The following is a 19,131-nucleotide window of genomic DNA, read 5'->3' on the forward strand; positions in this document are numbered from 1 at the left end:
TATGAGTGATCTAAAAAACATACAGGACGCACAAAACAGCAACCGAAAACAATCGGCTGCGGTGAACATTGAAATTCAAAAGGCGCAAGCTGCATTGGAGAAATTGAATGCTGATGAAAAGGAAGAACTAAAAAGTCTAAATGAACAAGAACGCGAATCGAAGAAGTTATTCAATGAAAAACAAAGAAACCAAATAATAAAAGATATTGGAGAACTAAGAGATTCAAAAAAATCGATTAAAGCCAACTACGAAAAGATAACGAATGCTTTTTTAGTTCAACTTGATCCTATAAAAAAGATCACAGAACTAAACGACAACATTCCTATTCTGATGTTTCCGTTACGTTTAGAAACAAGATTTAAATCAACTGGCAATCAAAAACAGCTTTGGTTACGAGTTTATCCCGATGATTGTAATATCAATAGTAAAGAAGAACTGTTATCTGAATCTGAATTGAAAAATGCAAAAGCCTTTTGGATAGAAATGTGGAAAGCAGGCGGTATAAAAGCAGACGAAAAAGCGGCTTGGAGAAGTTTAGTAAATAGCCATGGTACGGGACGTTCTGCTTATATCATAAAAGAGTATAAACCTGCCAATACAAAAACGGTAAGACCTAGCGCAGAATATAAAATATTTGTAGTAAACTCTTCCCTTTCCTTAAGCCCGGCAGAAAAAGATGCTGCAACAAAATATTGGTCAGCTATTTGGTTTGCCAAAGGCGACACTGTAAAAATAGATAAGGCAAAAGAAATTTTAACAGCAGCAACAAACTCTGCCACAGCAACATCAATACAAGAAAACTATATTCCGGAAAATATTACTGATGAAATACCTGAAGAACAAGACGGTAGTAAAATCATAATTTCTGAAATCGATCTTCCTGATTATACCGCTAAAAATAGTTCTTGGACACAGTCGGCTAAAACAATGGGACTGCCCAATAAGTTTGTAGTAACCACCTTTGATGGAAATGTAAAAAAAACAATCCTGTTTAATAACCCTGTCAAAGATCATTTGGCTGTAAGTGTGGATCCCTCTTTAACAGGAGATGGCCAGCTTAAGAAAGATGATGATAAAAACCTTATTCTCAATGACGAATTGAGCTGGATGGTAGATTTTGAAAAAGCGGAACAGGCTGGAATGGCAACAAAAATAGACCTTACACCTGAGGAAGCTCAAACCGGTTTTAAAAAATTATTTGTTACAGGCATAAGATTCACCTCTGATGAAGCGGATGGCCAAGAACAACTGGAAACCTTATTTACAGATCATTTTTACAGCAAAAATGGTCTTGAACTAATAAAACAGGGAGCACCTACAAATAACACTGAAGACGCACCTGCTGCATACACTTGGACTGATAATGGCGATGATAGTTTTGATTCGTTTTTTAGCAATACTGAAGATTTTGTTTCGGCAGATACACCAGATAAAAAATCAGATGGCGAAAAACTGGCAGATTGCCTTGGAATAGATCCATCCATATTAAAAAATGTAAAAAATGCCAATGGTAAAGATCAGTTAGAAGCTTATGCTATGAATACGGCACTTTTTCCAGCAACGTTAGGCTATTTTATGGATGAAATGATGGATCCGTTATTCACCGACAGGGATATCGAAGCGACCAAAGCATTCTTCTCTGGCTTCGTTTCAGGACGAGGTCCTATACCGGCCATACGAATCGGAAAACAGCCTTATGGAATTCTGCCGATATCTGTCTATTCCAAATTAAATTTCTTAGGAAGAGACAATAACACAGACTTATCCAACAACATTAGAACACCATTTCTACCAAGACTTCACAGATGGCTGATGAAAATGGATAGCACTTGGGATGAATTATTAATAGATGTCGCACACATAGGCAAAACAACAGATGATGCCCACAAGCTATTATTAAAAATTCTAGCCTTGAATGCCAATTCAGTTGAGTTTCATCAGCGCTATGCACAGTCGAAAAATCAAATGCACAATCAGCTAAATCTGCAGCATCATTTTCTTTTAACACCAAAATTTGAAAAGAAAATGCAGGAAAAAGCAAAGCAAATTTTAAATGAGCTTGGAATTGACACCGTTCCTATACTTGAAAAATTCTTTCTAAGTCGTCCTAATCTATTGAGCGGCCCATTTATTGATGACGTACCCGATTCCGAAACGTCTCCTATCCGTCCCTATAGTGCAAACGGATTGAATTATATCGAATGGCTGGTTGCAACAGCGGGCGACACAGTACGCACAGATAATTTTGGTGGCAAAGAAGCTCCTACAGCACTACTCTATTTACTTTTAAAACACGCGCTTACCCAATCACAATCCAATGCAGCGGCAAATGTGTTGGCAACAAACAATCTCATTGCCAGCAGAAAAGTATTTAAAGATCCTGATTTTTTACATGTAGAAGCCAAAGGTATTGGAAAAAGTAAATACGAACATTTATTCAATACCTATCCTACTATCACTGGAGATGCTACAACGAAATTAATAGATTATATCCAGAAACCCAATATTTTACACAATCTGGCAGAGACGGAACAATTGAAGGAAACAATTGATGCTCTGAAAATACTGGAGAAAACACCAACCGCAAGATTAGAACGTTTATTAACCGAACATCTAGACTGTTGTAGCTATCGAATTGATGCATGGAAAACAGGTTTGGTACAATACAAACTTACGGAACAACGTTTAAGAAACAGCAAAAATACTCAGCCTTCAAAAGGCATCTATCTTGGCGCCTATGGCTGGTTGCTGGATGTCAAGCCACAAAATAAATTACTTACCAACGAAACGCTTACACCAGAACTGAATGAAATATTCAATAAGGAGAACATTGCTCCGCTTCAATCAGACAGCAAAAATCTTGGTTTCATACATGCACCTTCCTTAGACCAAGCCGCCACCGCTGCTATTTTGCGGAACGCTTATGATAGCAACAAAGATGCCGGCAGTGGCAATCCTTTTGCCATAAACCTCACATCAGACAGAGTGCGTGTAGCCGCTAATTTTTTAGAAGGCATGCGTAATGGTCAGCCTCTTGCGGCATTACTTGGTTACCAATTTGAAAGAGGATTACATGACAAATACAGTCTTGGTAAAGGTGAAGTAGATAAATTTATTTTGCCTTTAAGAAAAGTCTTTCCGTTGGTGGCAGATAATCTTGTAGATACTAAATCAAAACCTGAAGAAAATGAAGAAATGATAGCGGCGAACAATGTACTCGATGGATTAAAGTTTATTAATTATGTCAGAGAAGCCTCTGTTAAAGTATATCCTTTCGGTTTAGCGTCAACTTTTAATTTACCCACGGCCACTCCAGATCAAGGTAAGGCAATAAAAGAAGAACTTGACTACATTAGCGATATCAACGATGCTATATCCGATCTTGTAATGGCAGAACAAGTCTATCAGGTAGTGCAGGGAAATTTTGAAAGAGCATCCGGAAACGCAAATGCATTTAGCAAAGGAGATTATCCGCCCGATATTGACATTATCAACACCCCTAGAAGCGGTGTAACCCTTACACATCGAATGGCTATTCAGTTCGATAGTGATGCAACCGTAATTTCAGGTGCAATAGCCCGAGCAAAAGCCGAACCTGCTATTAACAAATGGCTTATCGAAAATTTACCAGCGCCAGAAAATGTGATCTGTAATGTAGTCTACAGTACGCCTCTTCAGTCCGATATTCCAATCACCATTTCTCAAAAAGAACTGGGACTGGAAGCAATTGACCTTTTATACGTATTAAACACAGATACCGAACAATCAATGACCGAATTGGATGATAGAATATTGAATTTCGTACGTTACACCAAATCAAATCATCCCAAAACAACCATCAAAATAAATTATACCGAAGCTGTAAATACAACGAATAAAGCGAATGTTTCTTTCTTTGAATTGGCTGCCTTAGTAAAAAGCTTACGCAAAATATTAATCGGATCAAAAGCGATAACTCCTACTCAGGTGATGTTATCAAAAGAATCTGCAACACCTACTAATCTCGATGATGTGAGATTGAAGACAACGGTAGAAAATTTAATAGATATTGATTTTGATAGTGTCAAAACAAGTTTAGAAAATATTAGCACCAACACACATTCGTTTACCAGCATTTCGGCACAACTTTCTAATGATATTGGAACACTCATAACTGACCCATCCATTAAAGACAACATCATTATACAATTAAAATCTGATCTCAAAAACTATCTTGCTGACCCAAATCCTGCTAACAAAGCTACGATCCTGACTGCATTTGAAAATAGTATTAATTCTATAGGTGTTCCTTCAACCATTAATACTTTAAAATCAACCTATGATAACTATCTAGAGCTGTATGCGTCTAATTTTATCCATTTTGACACCTTGGTAAAAGATATTTCTACGCAGTATTTAAAAACAGCACTTTTTGATAACGTACAAACAGGAATTGGCTTTATTCATAGCGGCGTAGCGGTCATTTATGAAAATGTATTTACCAAACTAGATATTGTGATAGAAAGATGGAATAAAAAATTAATTGAAGCAGAGCTCATAATGTCGGCTTATACTACAACAGCCGATCCTGACGAAAAAATAGAATTACTTCAAAAAGCAGAACAACAAATTTCATCTGTTTCTACTTTTCCAGTTTTACCATTGGCTGCCTATAAAACCGCATTTGATAGTAAGAAAGCCGATTTTATTAGTTTATTGAATAACATTAAAGCACTAAAAACAAATAACAAAACCACAGTTATTGATTTTTTATCAGATGTAAATACAACCATTAAAGAGGTAAGCGTATTCGATACCGTGCCATTTGATACCGTAACCGAAAGTAATACCACTACGACAGAACTATTACAATTGGCTTTATTGAAAGAAGATATTGTAGTATCGCTAAACAACCTTCAAAAATATATTGAGAAAAAAACAATCAATAGTAAAGCCTTAATAGCCGAGGCTGATGCGACAGTTGTCAATGCCGATAAAATTACTGCCCTAATAAAAGCTGCAAAAATAATACTGGGGGATGAAGCTTTACTATTGCCACGCTTTACGCTGAATAGTACTTCTGCCGCCGAATTTAATAACGCTCTTACCGATAGAGATCAATTATTATCTTTTATAAAAGCAACAGAAAACAGCCTATTTCCAGTTGAAGACTGGCTGGGAGGAGTTGCCAGAGTGAGAGATAAAGCGCACCATTGGGAAAACATTGTTTTTCTCACCGATGCATTCAAACCAACAGTCGAAGTGAACCTTACTGCCCTACAATTTCCTTATCAATCCAATGATCGCTGGCTGGCTGTAAAATTTAGAGAGGATACCGCCACCGAAAAAGATGAAAATGGCAAATACATCTTTAACATCAAAAATGATAAGTTGCTCTATACTGCACATTTTGCAAAAGATTATGATAACACCAAACCACAATGCGGAATTGTAATAGATGAATGGACAGAAGTAATTCCTGCGAATGAAGAAACAACTGGAATTGCTTTTCATTATGATCAACCGAATAGCGAACCTCCGCAGACAATGTTTTTGGTAACGCCTCCGCAGATAACTGGAAATTGGAAATGGAACGATATCATTGAATCTATGGAGGAAACTCTAGAGATGGCTAAAAAACGTGCTGTAGAACCTGCCCAAATAGAAGGTTCAAGATATGGACAGTTTCTTCCTGCGACCATAATGGCTGTAAGCATGCATTGGATTACCGCTTCTATCAATTTGGCTCAAAACAATAATATTTATAAAAAAATAAACAATGGTTAATCCTATTAAAAATATCAAAGAAGCACTTGAGCTAAAGCTATTCCCTACCGTAATGATGTGGAATAGACTTGAAGGAAGACCACGCGCCCATAATTTTGACCGCGCACTAAAAGCCGAAGTAAGAGATGCATTATGGATGCTTACCAAACAATGGCAAATGGGAGAATTTAAAGCCGATGATGCAGGTTCTCCTGTATTTGCAAAAATTCATATTACTAGTTCGCATTTACAAAAGTACAAGGCGGCTGATAATGCCATTCAAAACTTTGAAAACAATGTTCCTCTCGAAGCAAAAACAGAACAGAAGAAGATTGCTTTTAAAAGAGAAGAAAAAAAGATAAGCATTGATATTAGGCTGCAAATGGGCAGATACTGGTTACAGTTATTGAAAAAATATACTCTTAATTATCGAGATATTTATATCGATAATTATGGTTTTACCATGCCGCCAAATAATCGTGATAATGCCGCTATTTATGCTCATAAAAATGTGTGGCAACACTATGCCGCTATAAGCGGAAGAGCAATGGATGGCTATGCGCTATATGAAAAGATTCTTTTGGGCACACCTGCATCTGACGGTATTGTTTTAAGCGATCCTGGACATCAAACATTACTTGACAATGATCTCACAAATGACTTTAAGGACTGGTACGCTAAAATATATCTTCAGCCGAATGATGAAAAGAATACTGCGTGGCTGCCTAATAAATTAGAATACCAATTTGAGTGTAGCGCAACAGCTGAAAAAACAGAAAAAAAATTGTCTGCTGCTGAATATTATCAAGGACATCCGGATTGGTATGTATTTGATATTGAAGAACAAAAAACGAATGATACAGGAGAGCCACTCAACAAATTCACCGATACTTTTATACCTTCTCACATTGCATTTGAAGGCATGCCGGATCGAAGATGGTGGCAATTTGAAGATTCTAAAACCGACCTCGGAGATATAAAACCTTCAACAACAGAACTTTCAAAACTATTATTAATAGAATTCGGATTGGTTTTTGCTAACGACTGGTTCTTAGTTCCGTACACACTTCCAATTGGTTCTTTGGCTAATATTGAGGGACTGACGGTGAAAAACAACTTTGGAGAAACTATCTGGATTAAACCAACTGAGGAAATAGGCAAAGAGAATATGAGTTGGAGTATGTATAAATTACATTCAGAAAAACAAAATAACACACTATTTCTCTCCCCAACCGCAATGAAAGTGCATGAAAGTGATCCTATCGAAGAAATTGTACTGATAAGAGATGAAATATCGAATATGGTCTGGGGAATAGAAACCGTAATTCCGTCTCCAGCAGGTATTGGCGAAAAAGGAAGCGAAGCGGCATTGCGTGTGAGTCAATTTCATGAAAACATTGTAAACAAAAATACCCCAATTGCAACATTGCCTTATTCAGCCAAAATTAGTTATCAGGCTATGAGCAATGTTCCTGAAAACTGGATACCATTTGTTCCAGTACACAAAAAAAATGATAATAGGGAAATCCAATTACAGCGTGCCTCTTTATTAAGAATTATAGAAAAAGATCAGGAAACGCCAAAAAAAATCAAGCCGCAATCCAGTATTCTGCGCGAAGGTTTGGATGAAATTCCAAAACCATTACCCTATTATATTCATGAGGAAGAAATACCAAAAGCAGGTGTAAAAGTATCGCAATCCTTTCAGCGCACGCGTTGGCTGAACGGAGAAGTATTTGTATGGCTTGGCATGAAAAAGAAAATCGGAAGAGGCGAAGGCAGCAGTAATCTGGCTTTTGATCAAATCAAAGATGTCAAGGATTAATTGAGTGATCACCGTTTGAAGCTGCCTCAGTTTTTTACCATAAAAACGTTATGGCATATTAGCATACGATTTAGAAAAAGAAAATTTGCCGTACCGCTAAATCTGCCATAATCTTATTTTTAGATTTAAAAATTGATTAACCTTTTGGAGCTATAATTTGGTAATTTCCACCCAGATGCATTAAACTGAAGAGATACATTAATCCATCATAATAGGGATCAAAATAACCGTCTTCATAAGGCTCTAGCTTGGCATTCCAAACCGCATGAACAAAATCTATACTGGCTTTGTCTTTATTTACTAATGATGCTGTAGCCGCCGTTCCCACTAACCCGATTGAATGTCTTAGTTTTTTCACCGGACCGGCCTGAAGAATAAATTCAGGAGTAGAACCATCTAGATTGAACTGATCTTCATAAGTATCCAATCCTTTAGACCTTAAGAAATTTTGAAAACGCTTCGCATAGTCTTCCTGCCATTCTTTATCTTTTCCGTACCAAGTATAATCCATGGCAATGTTCATAGGAACGCGCCAAGAATCATAACGGAATCCCGGGGGCATCCAAGGTGTCGGATGCGGTTCTCCATTAAACTCTGTATAATCTGAATTTAGCCCCGTCACAGGATGACAGGCTTTATGCAAAAAGTTACGCGAAACATCGGCACATTCTTTATAAAACTGCTCGTGTCCGTCTTTGGCATACAAGGCCCATATTTCATAAAAGGCAGGAACATGATAAGAAGGATCTGTCCAATTGTAGCCTCCTCCTTCTGGCACAAAAGAAATTTGCTTGTGTTCTGTGTTAATAATATTATGCACATTGCCAGTACCATCTTTTTTCCACATAGCATCTAGTATTCTCCTTGCTTCTTTGTAGTAGTTTATTCCAGTATCATTGCCCCATTTATTAGAAGCGAAAAGCAGACTCGTTATATAATACAATTCTCCATCTGAAGCAGAACCTGGAGAATTTTGTTTTTTAGTCTCTGGATTTACGCTCCAAGCAAAGTAACCTTCTCTTGGTCCATCTTGATGCTGCATGTATTTTACCGACCATCTCCATAGACGATCAAAAACATCTTTTTTATTGAGCTGAACAGCAACCATCATTCCGTATGACATTCCTTCTGTACGAGCATCTTTATTTTTGACATCAGAAACGTATCCTAAAGCATCTCCTTCTTCAAAATAAACTTTATCTGGCCCTTCAAAAACATCATAATAAGCTTTGGCTAGTTTCTTGTCTATTTCAATCTGACTATAACCTGCTTCTTTAAAAAGATTACGGTATTGTGGTCTTTGAGATTCTGATTTATCCGCTTTCTTTTTATTCTGACTAATAACTAAAAACGGAACCATCAATGCAAAAATCAATAGTAGAAGTCGGGTTCTAATCAGGTATTTATTTGTAAAATCTTTAGCTTTAACTATGTTCATATTTTTATTATTTTACTAGTTAATTCAAAAAAAATGTGCGCTTTGAAATCTTTCGTTTCATTTGAAAAATTAAATCTGCTTTTTACTTGATTCTACTTACTCCTTCTGCAGTTTGCATTATTTTCTGAATAGTGCCATCTTTATTATAATGCATATAATCTACACATATGGAACGTCTATAGCTGCCGCCTGTTGGCAGACTTCCGTTATGATAAAAGAAGTATGATTTTCCTTTATAATCTATAATACCAGGATGTGTGGTAAAACTATTCTGCACATTTTCCTGAATAATTCCTTGATACGTCCATGGACCCGTAATATTTTTAGCGGTGCAATATTCTATCATTTCAGGTTTTGTGCCTTCACTGGCATATACTAAATAATAAAGTCCTTTTCTTTTATAAACCCATGGCCCTTCAATGTAATTTTTAGGTTTAAAAGTGGTAATAGCTCCATCTAGCTCTATCATATTCTTTTTAAGTTTAACCCATTTGCAGCTTCCGTTGCCCCAAAACATATACGCTTGCCCGTCGTCATCCACAAACACAGTCGGGTCAATATCATCCCAACCGTACTTCATATCGGTTGTCATTTCGTTTATGATAAGGGCTTTTCCAATAGCATCTTTAAAAGGGCCTGTAGGACTATCTGATACCGCAACGCCTATTGCTGCACCGCCTTGGCTTACCTCATCTTTTTTATGAAATGTCGAAACAAACCAATAAAACTTTCCGTCTCTCTCGATGCATTGAGCTGCATATGCATCGCCCGTTGCCCATGAAAATATGCTAGGCGAAAGCAGCGCTCCGTGATCTTTCCAGTCTTTCATGTTTGTTGTCGAAAATACATGCCAGTCAGCCATTTTATAATTAGTATCCTCCTGAGTTGCTACATCGTGACCTGTATATAAATACAAGATTCCCTTGTGTACAAGAGGAGCAGGATCTGCTGTAAAGATGTCTTTAATAATAGGGTTTTGTGCTTCTATGTTTACTGTAAAAAAACAAGAAATGATCACCAATAAAATTTTACTTATATTTTTCATTTTTTGATTCAATTAATTCAAAATGCCATTTGATTTTTTTTCGATAGTTTTTCTCTAAACAATAAACAGCGCAGTAAATGCGCTGTTTATAAAAAACTAACTTAACTTAAACTAACCAAAATTTAAAGCCTTAATAACCAGGATTATTATCACTAGGCTTTATTTTAGGATTAGACGAGGTTTCTCTGTTTGGTATTGGCCATAACTCGCTTTTACCAGCAGTAAAACCTGTTCCTTGTAATACAGTATTTGCTATACCCCATCTTATAATATCATCAAAACGAGATTGTTCTCCGGCAAATTCTACTTGACGTTCGTGAACAATTGCTGCAAAAACAGCCTCTTTTGTTGGAGCAATATTAGTTGTCAGATTGGCTCTATCGCGCACCTCTTTGATATATGCTATTGCCGCTGTCTGCGAACCGCCATCTCTTTGGTTTTCACATTCTGCTTTCATAAGCAGCACATCTGCATAACGCATTACTTTAAAGTTGATGCTTGATCTTGTTGCTTCATCTTCTCTATTGTAATAGTTTTGATATTTTTTCCAGCCTGCTCTTCTAATACCTGCAGAAGTTGTAAAATTACCTGCTACCATTATCTTAGTCCCTTTTAAATAAGACGATCCTGGCACATAAAAAGTATCTCCAAAACGGTTATCTCCTGCTTCATACGAATCTAAAAGATCGTCTGACGGATAAACATTATACCAGCTAAGATTTCCATATTCCTGACCTCTTAGTGTTGACTCCTCAAAGCCTGTTCCTCCACTATCACCAACAGCACCCCATTGATCGCCAGTTCCATTTTTTTCATCAAACTCAATTTCAAAAATCGATTCTTTACCATGTTCCGTTTCTTCCATAAAGTTGTTATAAAAATTCCCTTTATCTTCCAGACTGAAACCTGTCACATTATTAAACGCTGCTAAAGCTTCAGTATATTTCTTTTGATATAGCAATACTTTACCCAATTGTGCATAAGCGGCTTCTTTATTGGCTCTTCCTGCTGATTCTGATCCTCTTGGCAAAAGATTTTGAGATGCAAATACAAGATCCTCTTCAATCAAAGCATAAGCCTCTGCTTTAGGGCTTCTTGCATTACCGACAATAGTATTTGTTTTATAAATTGGCAAATCACCAAAACGTTTTACAAGTAGAAAGTAATAGTAAGCTCTTAAAAAATGAGCTTCTCCTAAGTATTTGTTCTTTTTTTCTTGAGATAAAATAGAAGCTGGAAGAGCGTTAATTTTCTGCTCGTTATCTAGCACAAAATTCGCTCTGGAGATTCCCATATAACAAGATTCCCAGTAATATTGAATAATATCATTTCCTCCGTTAAAAGAAAAATCCTGAAAAGGTTTCTTGTTACCTTCTAACTGCGGGTTCCCTAAAGCGTCATGCCCCATAAGATCCATGGCAAAGAAAAGATTTCTTCCATAAAGCCCTCTGGTCTGAAGATTTGCATAAGAAGCATTTACAGCAGACTGCACCTGTGCCTCAGTTTTAAAGAAAGTTTCAGGCGATAAAGCATTGGGATTATTCAATTCTAATTCGCCCGTGTCACATGAAGTTATGGTTAAAACTCCAGACAGTACTATAAGTATATATTTAATTTTTTTCATCGTCTTTAAATATTAAAATGTAACATCAATTCCAAAAATCACCGATTTTGGCTGTGGATACCTTCCTAAATCAATACCTGCTGAGTTTGCATTAGCATCTGCACGTGCAATTTCTGGATCTAGACCTGAGTAATTTGTAATGGTAATAAGGTTCTGTCCGCTTACGTAGAATCTTGCTTTTGAGAAATAGCTTTTAAAAGCATCACCAGATAGTGTATATCCTAAAGCGATGTTTTTTAATCTCGTAAAAGAACCATCTTCTATATAACGTTGGTTTGCAGAAGACCAGTTAATATCTGCACCTTGAGCTCTTGGCAATGTTGCAGAAGGATTGGTAACAACGCCATTGACAACATTTGCTCTATCTAAAACATCTGTGCTGGCATTAAACAGACGGTTCATTCCTTTTAGATCAAAAGTGTTTGCATTGTAGATGTCGTTACCTGCCACACCAGTTATAAAGCAATTGAAATCAAAGTTTTTATACGCTGCGCTAAGGTTTAAACCATAGGTAAAATCAGGATACGGATTTCCGATATTTGTTTTATCATCTGAGTTAATCACTTTATTTCCATCACGATCAACAATTTTGATATCACCCGGTTTTACAGATGTCTGCCCTGGCCCAAAAACAGCATCTACTTCTGCTTGATTTTGATAAATTCCATTGGTCTGATATCCATAAAAGTAAAATAACGGCTGACCTACTTCTAATCTTGAAAAATTCTCTAAACCTGCTCTTGGTGCAGGTCCGCCTAAAACGCTCGATACCCCTGGAGCTAAACTCACCACCTCATTTTTACTAGTACCTAAATTTGCCACAGCAGACCATGTAAAGTCTCCTTTCCTGTCGTTGTACCCAATCGAAACTTCAAAACCACTTACTTTCACGTCAGCAATATTTTGAATCTGTGTTCCACCGCCTGCAGATCCAACAGAAGCTGCAAGAGGAACTGCAAAAAGAATATCGCTACTCTTATTGTTGAAATATTCAAATGAACCCGTTAGCTTTTCGTCAAAAAATCCAAAATCAAGACCAATATTTCTATCTAATTTTGACTCCCATTTTAAGTCTGGATTCGCTGCCACTCCCAGAGAAACTCCAGGTGCATTCGCTCCTCCAATTGGATAATTGTAATTTGCTATTAAAGTAGCGCTGTATTGGTAATTGTCTATTCTGTCATTTCCTGTTGTTCCTGTACTAGCTCTAAGTTTTAATGTGCTGAAAATAGAATTTTGCATGAAATTTTCCTTTGCTATATTCCAACCTGCAGCAACAGAATAAAAATTACCCCAGCGATTATTTGATCCAAAACGAGAAGATGCATCTCTACGTCCTGAAACTGCCAACATATATTTGTCATCGTAGTCATAGTTAATACGAACAATATAGCCTAAGTTTTTTTCTTCATAATTTGCAGATCCTAAACTTCCTTCATTATATCTCAACTGATCAATTTCATTTGAAATATAGTAACGGCTGCCAGCTGCTACACTTTGCGATTTTCCATCAATTTTAGTAATAACTCCTAGAACTTCCAGATTATGTTTGTTTGCGATAGTAGTTTTATAAGTCAAACTATTATCAAAAACGATAGTCTGTCCTTGAGAATTTGTTTCGTTTGTTGAAGAAAACGCCTGCTTATGATAAGAACCATCTTGAAAACTCGGAATGAAAGTATGATCTTTACCTGTATAATAATCTAAAGAAACTTGTGATCTGAATTTTAAACCCTTGTAAATTTCTAATTCAGCATAAATGTTTCCAATTATAGATAAGTTATTTATTTTCTGATATCCTAAATTAGCTACACGAACAGGATTTTCAGCGTCATTGCCATCAATAGCGCTAGGTCCTTGGTAGCCGCCTAAATTATCTTGATTATATATCGGTAAATAAGGTGCCATTTTTATAGCATGCTCTAATAATGTTCTTCCTCCTGCAGTACGTTCTGGATTAATGGTACTGAAAGAAACACCAATATTGCTTCCTATTTTTAATTTACCAATATCTTGCGTGTTATTAGCTCTAAAAGAATAACGTTCGAAGCCTGTATTAACAATAGCCCCCTCCTGTTTCATATATTCAGCAGAATAGCGGCTTGTAGAATTCTCTGTACCATTTGAAAAACTCAAATTGTAATCCTGCATAAGTCCTGTTTGAAAAATCTGGTCTTGCCAGTTGGTATTTATGTTTCCAAACTCAGCTGCCCTAGCCGTTAAATCACTTCCTAAATCTTTAGCGTATTGAAGGTATTGCTGTGTATTTAAAACATTATACCTTTTTGTCACTTCCTGCCCTCCAACGTAAGTGCCAAAGCTTAACTGACCTGGTCCTTTTTTACCTTTTTTGGTAGTCACCATAATAACGCCATTAAAAGCTTTAGAACCATATAGAGCTGTAGTAGAAGCGTCTTTCAAAACAGAAATGCTCTCAATGTCATTAGGGCTTAAACCAGAAAGATTTCCAGTTAAAACTCCGTCAATTACGTAAAGCGGAGCACTATTTCCCATGGTAGCCAGACCACGAATACTAACTGTAGGATTAGAGCCTGGTGCGCCATTTACAACTGTAACCCCTGCCGCGCGTCCTTGCAGTGCAGATTCAGCATTTGTAATAGGTACAGCGGCAATATCTTTTGAGCTTACGGTTGAAACTGCACCAGTAACCTTAGTTCTCTTTTGAGTACCATAGGCTACTACAACTTCATTTAAATTTTGTGTAGATTGAACAAGAGTTACATTGATCGAGCTTCTTTCGCCCACAGTAATAGTCTGTGATACTAAGCCCACATAAGAAAAAGTTATTTTATCGGTCGGATTAACTCCTTTTAAAGAGTATTTACCGTCAAAATCGGTTGATGCGCTATTCTGCGTTCCTTCTACATTAATACCGGCACCAGGTAACGGAAATCCTGAGGGGTCGGTAATCACGCCATGAATGGTCTTTGATTGTGCCATTATACTATGACTGCCCACGATCAGCAGTCCGATTAGTGCAATTTTAAGTTTTAAGTTCATTTTAATAGTTTTTTGTTTGGTTTAAATAGTTAATGGTTTGTTTAAGTTACTTGTAATAAAAGTTCATTGGTGGTATTTTTATTTGGTTATTTATTTTGAAATCTTTTCTTTTTTGAAAAAATTGATTTCCGAAAATTGTAATATTTTGGTAACAAATATAAAAAAACAATCAATAAAACAATCGGTTGCATTATATTTTATTTAAAATAAACACAAAAAAAGACTAAAATAAAAACATTAAAAATATTTTTAAGCTTAAAATAATAATAATAATTTATTCTGAAAATAAATTTCAAATAAATTATAATAATTCAGTAGCTAACTGACCAATTTTATACAAAAAATATAATATAAGAAAAATCTAATATTTTCATTTGAAAATGATTATAAAGTAAATATTATAGTACTAAAATGAGTTAAAAAGTTTTGTTTTACAATTTATCTTATAAAGAAAAAGTCTCAAAAATGACAAGAAAAACAAAACAACAATCGGTTGTTAAAAACAAAAAACTCTACTTGAAGCCATTTGTAGAGCTGCCTAAAACAAAAAAAAGCCCGATACGATTAGTTCCATAATCTGCATCGAGCTATAAAATTTTGATGAGTCCTTTTACGTGTATCGCAAATAACTCTAGGAATCCTTTTCTGCATAAGTTCTATTAGTCTAAAGTCTTGTTTGGTTTCTTCATAAAAATGCCCCAAATAGCATCTAACTTTTGGGGCACTGGCTTTTGATCAAAATAAATCAGATTAACTTATTTTAATACTAATTATTCAAGTTGTTTTAATTGATTATTACAATCCCTCCATTGCGAGGTATTTTTATTTCTACTTCTTTGTTTTTATTTATTTTTAGAGTATTTACTTTCCCATTTAGCTGATCATCATCTGTGTAATAATTTACCGCTGTCCCAGAAGAAAACATGTCTAATTTTAGTTTGGTTCTAAGGGTTTTATTTTCAGCATTAATTCCAGCGATATACCACTTTGTCCCTTTCCTTCTGGCCAGCAATACATATCTGCCTGGGTATCCATCCAAAAAGCGAACCTCATCCCATACTGTAGGCACTTCTTTCATAAATTTTATAGCCCAATCTGGAGCGTCATGCAAATTATTTGGCGCTAAGGCAAAATGCTGCACGCCGCTTTGAAAAAGTACTGAAGTAGCCAAAGCAAACACATCAGAAGTTATTCTTTTTGAGCCTTTATTTGCAATGTTATCACTGTTGTAGAATTTATTTAAAGCGCTTCCTCCAAAATCCATGCTTCCTACCGTGTTTCTAATAAAAGTATGTGTTGCAGCATTTACAGCTTCATTATCACAGCTTTGCTGCCCAAAATGCAGATTTTCACTTGCCAAAACCGCTTCGCTAGATGCAAAATTAGGATACATTCGTTCCCAACCTCGCGGTAAAGTACAGCCATGAAAAATGACCATAATTCCAAAATCATTCGCATCTGTTAAAATATCTTCATATAATTTCATGGTTACCTGCTTATCACCTCCAAAAAAGTCAACTTTAATGCCTTTAATCCCAATGCTTTTCATCCATGCCATTTCTTTACGTCGAATAGCGGCATTATCCATTAATCCCCTCGGTCCCTGCGGAGCATCATTCCAATACCCATTTGAATTGTACCATAAATAAAGTCCTATGCCTTTCTGAGCGCCGTATGCCGCTAACTCTGCTATTTTATCACGGCCTATTTGCGTATCCCAAAGCGCATCAACTAAAACAGTTTCATATCCCATCGAGGCACTAAAATCAATATATTGCTTTTGCACAGGAAACGTGGTGTTGCCATCCATTTTTATAATCCAGCTCCAAGTTCCTTTTGTAAATGCATATTCTTTAGACGCTTCATATTTTGGTTTAACTAAATCAAACGGAATAGTGGTTTCAACTATCGGAGCAAGTGTTTCTCCAATTGTAATGGTGCGCCATGGTGTTTCTCCCGTAAGCGGCATTCCTGGTGCTGTTGTTCCGTTTCCGTTATTCTCTCCGGGCATTGGAAATCCGATTGTATACAACCCATTTTCATGCCCCATTAACCTGCTTGCACAATAACCGCTATCTACACCTGTTTCAGAAATTAAGACCCATCCGCTGTTATTGACCTTAAATAGACATGGAAATGTATATCCATTTCCTAATCCATTTTTTCCGACCGCATCATCCAGTGTATAGGAAGTCTCGTAGCTAGGAGCTGTTCTAGCAAATCCTGTCATTGGATTACTTTGCGGACAAAGAAATGTAGTAGTTTCTTTTGGCAATAAAAATCCTGAGACCTCTTCTTGAACCACACAAGAAAGTGTTTCTTTCTGCGGATATAATTTATACTTAAATGCCACATTGTTGTTACTGACTCTAAAAATCACATCAAGTACTGATGTTCCTTCTTTTGTGAATGAAAAAACAGCTTCGTTCGCTATATAATGAACGCTACTTTGTTTTATATTGCGCAATTGATAGGTCTCGTCTATTCTATTTTGTTTCACATTTGATTCTAGAGACAAGCCAGAGCTAAAATCTCCTGCATTTGTTTTTAAACCTAATGGAGATTTTTCAACAAAACTCTTTTCATTGTATGTAATGCTGTACAATGGAATTCCATTACTTATAGAAACCGAAACTATTAGTTTTCCGTCTGGACTTTTTACTGTGGACTGAGCGTTTAGTTTTAAAAAGCTAACCAAACATAGGAGCATTAAACTTTTAAGATTCATAATTATAGATTTATCTTTTGATAAAAGAATTTTTAAAATGTTTTTTATGTGTGAAAATGATTCATGGTAAAACAAGTAGAATTGTCTTTGACATGCGAAGTATAAAGATATAGTTTACTTCGTTTCTGAAATTTTATCATTCACCTTGAAATAATCAAAATCTGTAGAACCTCCAATTGTTTTTGAAGCATAATTAAACAGTCCAAATCGATAGCCCATAAAATGCGGAAGTGTGTACGGCATATTTATTGGTTTACCGATACTAATCCATTTTTTACCATCTAAGCTGTAATAAAACTTTCCTCGGTCGGCTTGGTTTTTAAAATTGCATTCGGCTTTAAAATAGATTTTGTCCTGATTCAATAAAACGCTTTCTATTTCTTTGGGATTTCCATTTTCAGCATTTATCATGATGATTTTTTTCTTGCCATTCTCGATTTTTACTCCAACGAGACCAAAATCTTTTTGTAGCAATGAAAGTCCTGCAAAATCTCCTTCTTTCATATTTGAAAGTTCCAACAAGGCTGATCCTGAGCATACAGGACCGAAAGTTCTTTGCGTCAAAATATTTTTTACCTGCGTAAAACTGCTGTCTATTCTGGATGTTTTTAATCTTAAGTACCCTTTTCTCTCTTTAACAGACCAAAACTTATTATCTGGATTATGATTCCATTGCCAAACCAGCGGCAAATCATTTTTACCTTTTTTACGAGTAAATTCATCTGAGTTTATAATTCCGGGAATCAGGCTTTTATTGGCAGGAAGGTTTAGAGTTTCTGGCACTTTACCATTTTCCCCCAATACCGGCCAACCGTTTTCCCATTTTACAGGAACCAGATACGGAATACGGCCAACGCCACCTGCATCTCTAAACAAATACGAAAACCATCTGCCATCTGGAGTATCAATAAGTCCGCCTTGTGCTACGCCTAAATCCTGCAGTCCAATCTTTCCTTCCCAAGGCCCAGCAATCGAATCTGCTCTATGTATGATTACCATGCGCATACCGTTTTTGGGCCAGCAGATATTAAATAAATAATATTTTCCATTAATTTTAAAAAGCTGTGATCCTTCAGCCGGCAGCATTATATCGCTTTTAGCAGGTTCATTTACATTTTCTATTAAAACTTTTTTAGTCTCTTCTTTTACTTCTGATAAATCCTCTTTTAACTCCACAATCTGAAGTTTTCCGCCTCCCCAGACAAGGTAAACTTTACCATTATCATCAAAGAAAAGCGAATGATCATGGTAGGAATTGTTTAATACAATTCTTCTCCAAGGTCCTTTTTCAATATCTTTTGTAGAAAAAATATACGTTTTACCTGTTGTGCCCGAAAAAGTACTCACATAATACAAACCATTATGATAACGCAGACTACTTGCCCAAGAACCCCTGCCGTAGTCATTTTTTCCATAATCTAAATTCAGCCGATCATCATTATCCTCTAAAGTTTGGTAAGCGTAATTAACAAGATGCCAATTCACTAAATCTTTAGATTTCATAATAGGAACACCAGGATTCATATGCATCGTTGTACTACTCATATAATATGTGTCGTTTACTCTGATTATAGATAAATCTGGCACATCTGCAAAAATAATGGGATTTTGAGCTTTGTCCTTTTGAGCCTGACTTGCCAAAATGTTCATTGTAATGGCCAGAACAGCATATATAAAATCTTGTGTTTTTATCATAATTTCTAT

8 protein-coding genes are annotated in these 19,131 nt (G+C 36.1%); 2 read left to right on the forward strand and 6 right to left on the reverse strand.

What is annotated here, in order from left to right; translation table 11 throughout:
* Nucleotide 1: 1 nt before the first annotated feature.
* Together AC3Y25_RS07835 and AC3Y25_RS07840 are read left to right on the forward strand one after the other, a co-directional pair.
* Nucleotides 2-5,767, forward strand: coding sequence for a hypothetical protein (locus AC3Y25_RS07835; RefSeq protein WP_489902355.1), 5,766 nt, complete (start codon nt 2-4; stop codon nt 5,765-5,767).
* Complete coding sequence (locus AC3Y25_RS07840; RefSeq protein WP_489902356.1) at nt 5,760-7,571, forward strand: hypothetical protein; 1,812 nt, start codon at nt 5,760-5,762, stop codon at nt 7,569-7,571. Before AC3Y25_RS07835 ends, AC3Y25_RS07840 begins: the two co-directional genes overlap by 8 nt.
* Before the next feature lie 136 nt (nt 7,572-7,707).
* Here AC3Y25_RS07840 and AC3Y25_RS07845 read toward each other — a convergent pair whose 3' ends face one another.
* The 6 genes from AC3Y25_RS07845 to AC3Y25_RS07870 all read right to left on the reverse strand — a co-directional run bounded on the left by AC3Y25_RS07845 (nt 7,708) and on the right by AC3Y25_RS07870 (nt 19,122).
* The gene (locus tag AC3Y25_RS07845) at nt 7,708-9,009 is read right to left on the reverse strand and encodes a family 8 glycosyl hydrolase (protein ID WP_489902357.1); all 1,302 of its coding nucleotides are present in this window, start codon (nt 9,007-9,009) and stop codon (nt 7,708-7,710) included.
* An 82-nt stretch (nt 9,010-9,091) separates the two neighbouring features.
* A complete protein-coding gene (locus tag AC3Y25_RS07850; RefSeq protein ID WP_489902358.1) occupies nt 9,092-10,054 on the reverse strand; it encodes a glycoside hydrolase family 43 protein in 963 nt (320 codons plus the stop codon).
* A 130-nt stretch (nt 10,055-10,184) separates the two neighbouring features.
* Nucleotides 10,185-11,678, reverse strand: a complete 1,494-nt coding sequence (locus AC3Y25_RS07855; RefSeq protein ID WP_489902359.1) for a RagB/SusD family nutrient uptake outer membrane protein — start codon at nt 11,676-11,678, stop codon at nt 10,185-10,187.
* Between the two features lie 12 nt (nt 11,679-11,690).
* Nucleotides 11,691-14,699, reverse strand: coding sequence for a SusC/RagA family TonB-linked outer membrane protein (locus tag AC3Y25_RS07860; RefSeq protein ID WP_489902360.1), 3,009 nt, complete (start codon nt 14,697-14,699; stop codon nt 11,691-11,693).
* A gap of 784 nt (nt 14,700-15,483) precedes the next feature.
* Nucleotides 15,484-17,427 (reverse strand): glycoside hydrolase family 97 protein, encoded by a 1,944-nt coding sequence (locus AC3Y25_RS07865; RefSeq protein WP_489902361.1) that lies wholly within the window; start codon nt 17,425-17,427, stop codon nt 15,484-15,486.
* Between the two features lie 114 nt (nt 17,428-17,541).
* Complete coding sequence (locus AC3Y25_RS07870; RefSeq protein ID WP_489902362.1) at nt 17,542-19,122, reverse strand: glycoside hydrolase family 43 protein; 1,581 nt, start codon at nt 19,120-19,122, stop codon at nt 17,542-17,544.
* Nucleotides 19,123-19,131: the final 9 nt, after the last annotated feature.

It is taken from the genome of Flavobacterium sp. LK-23 (genome assembly GCF_058135255.1).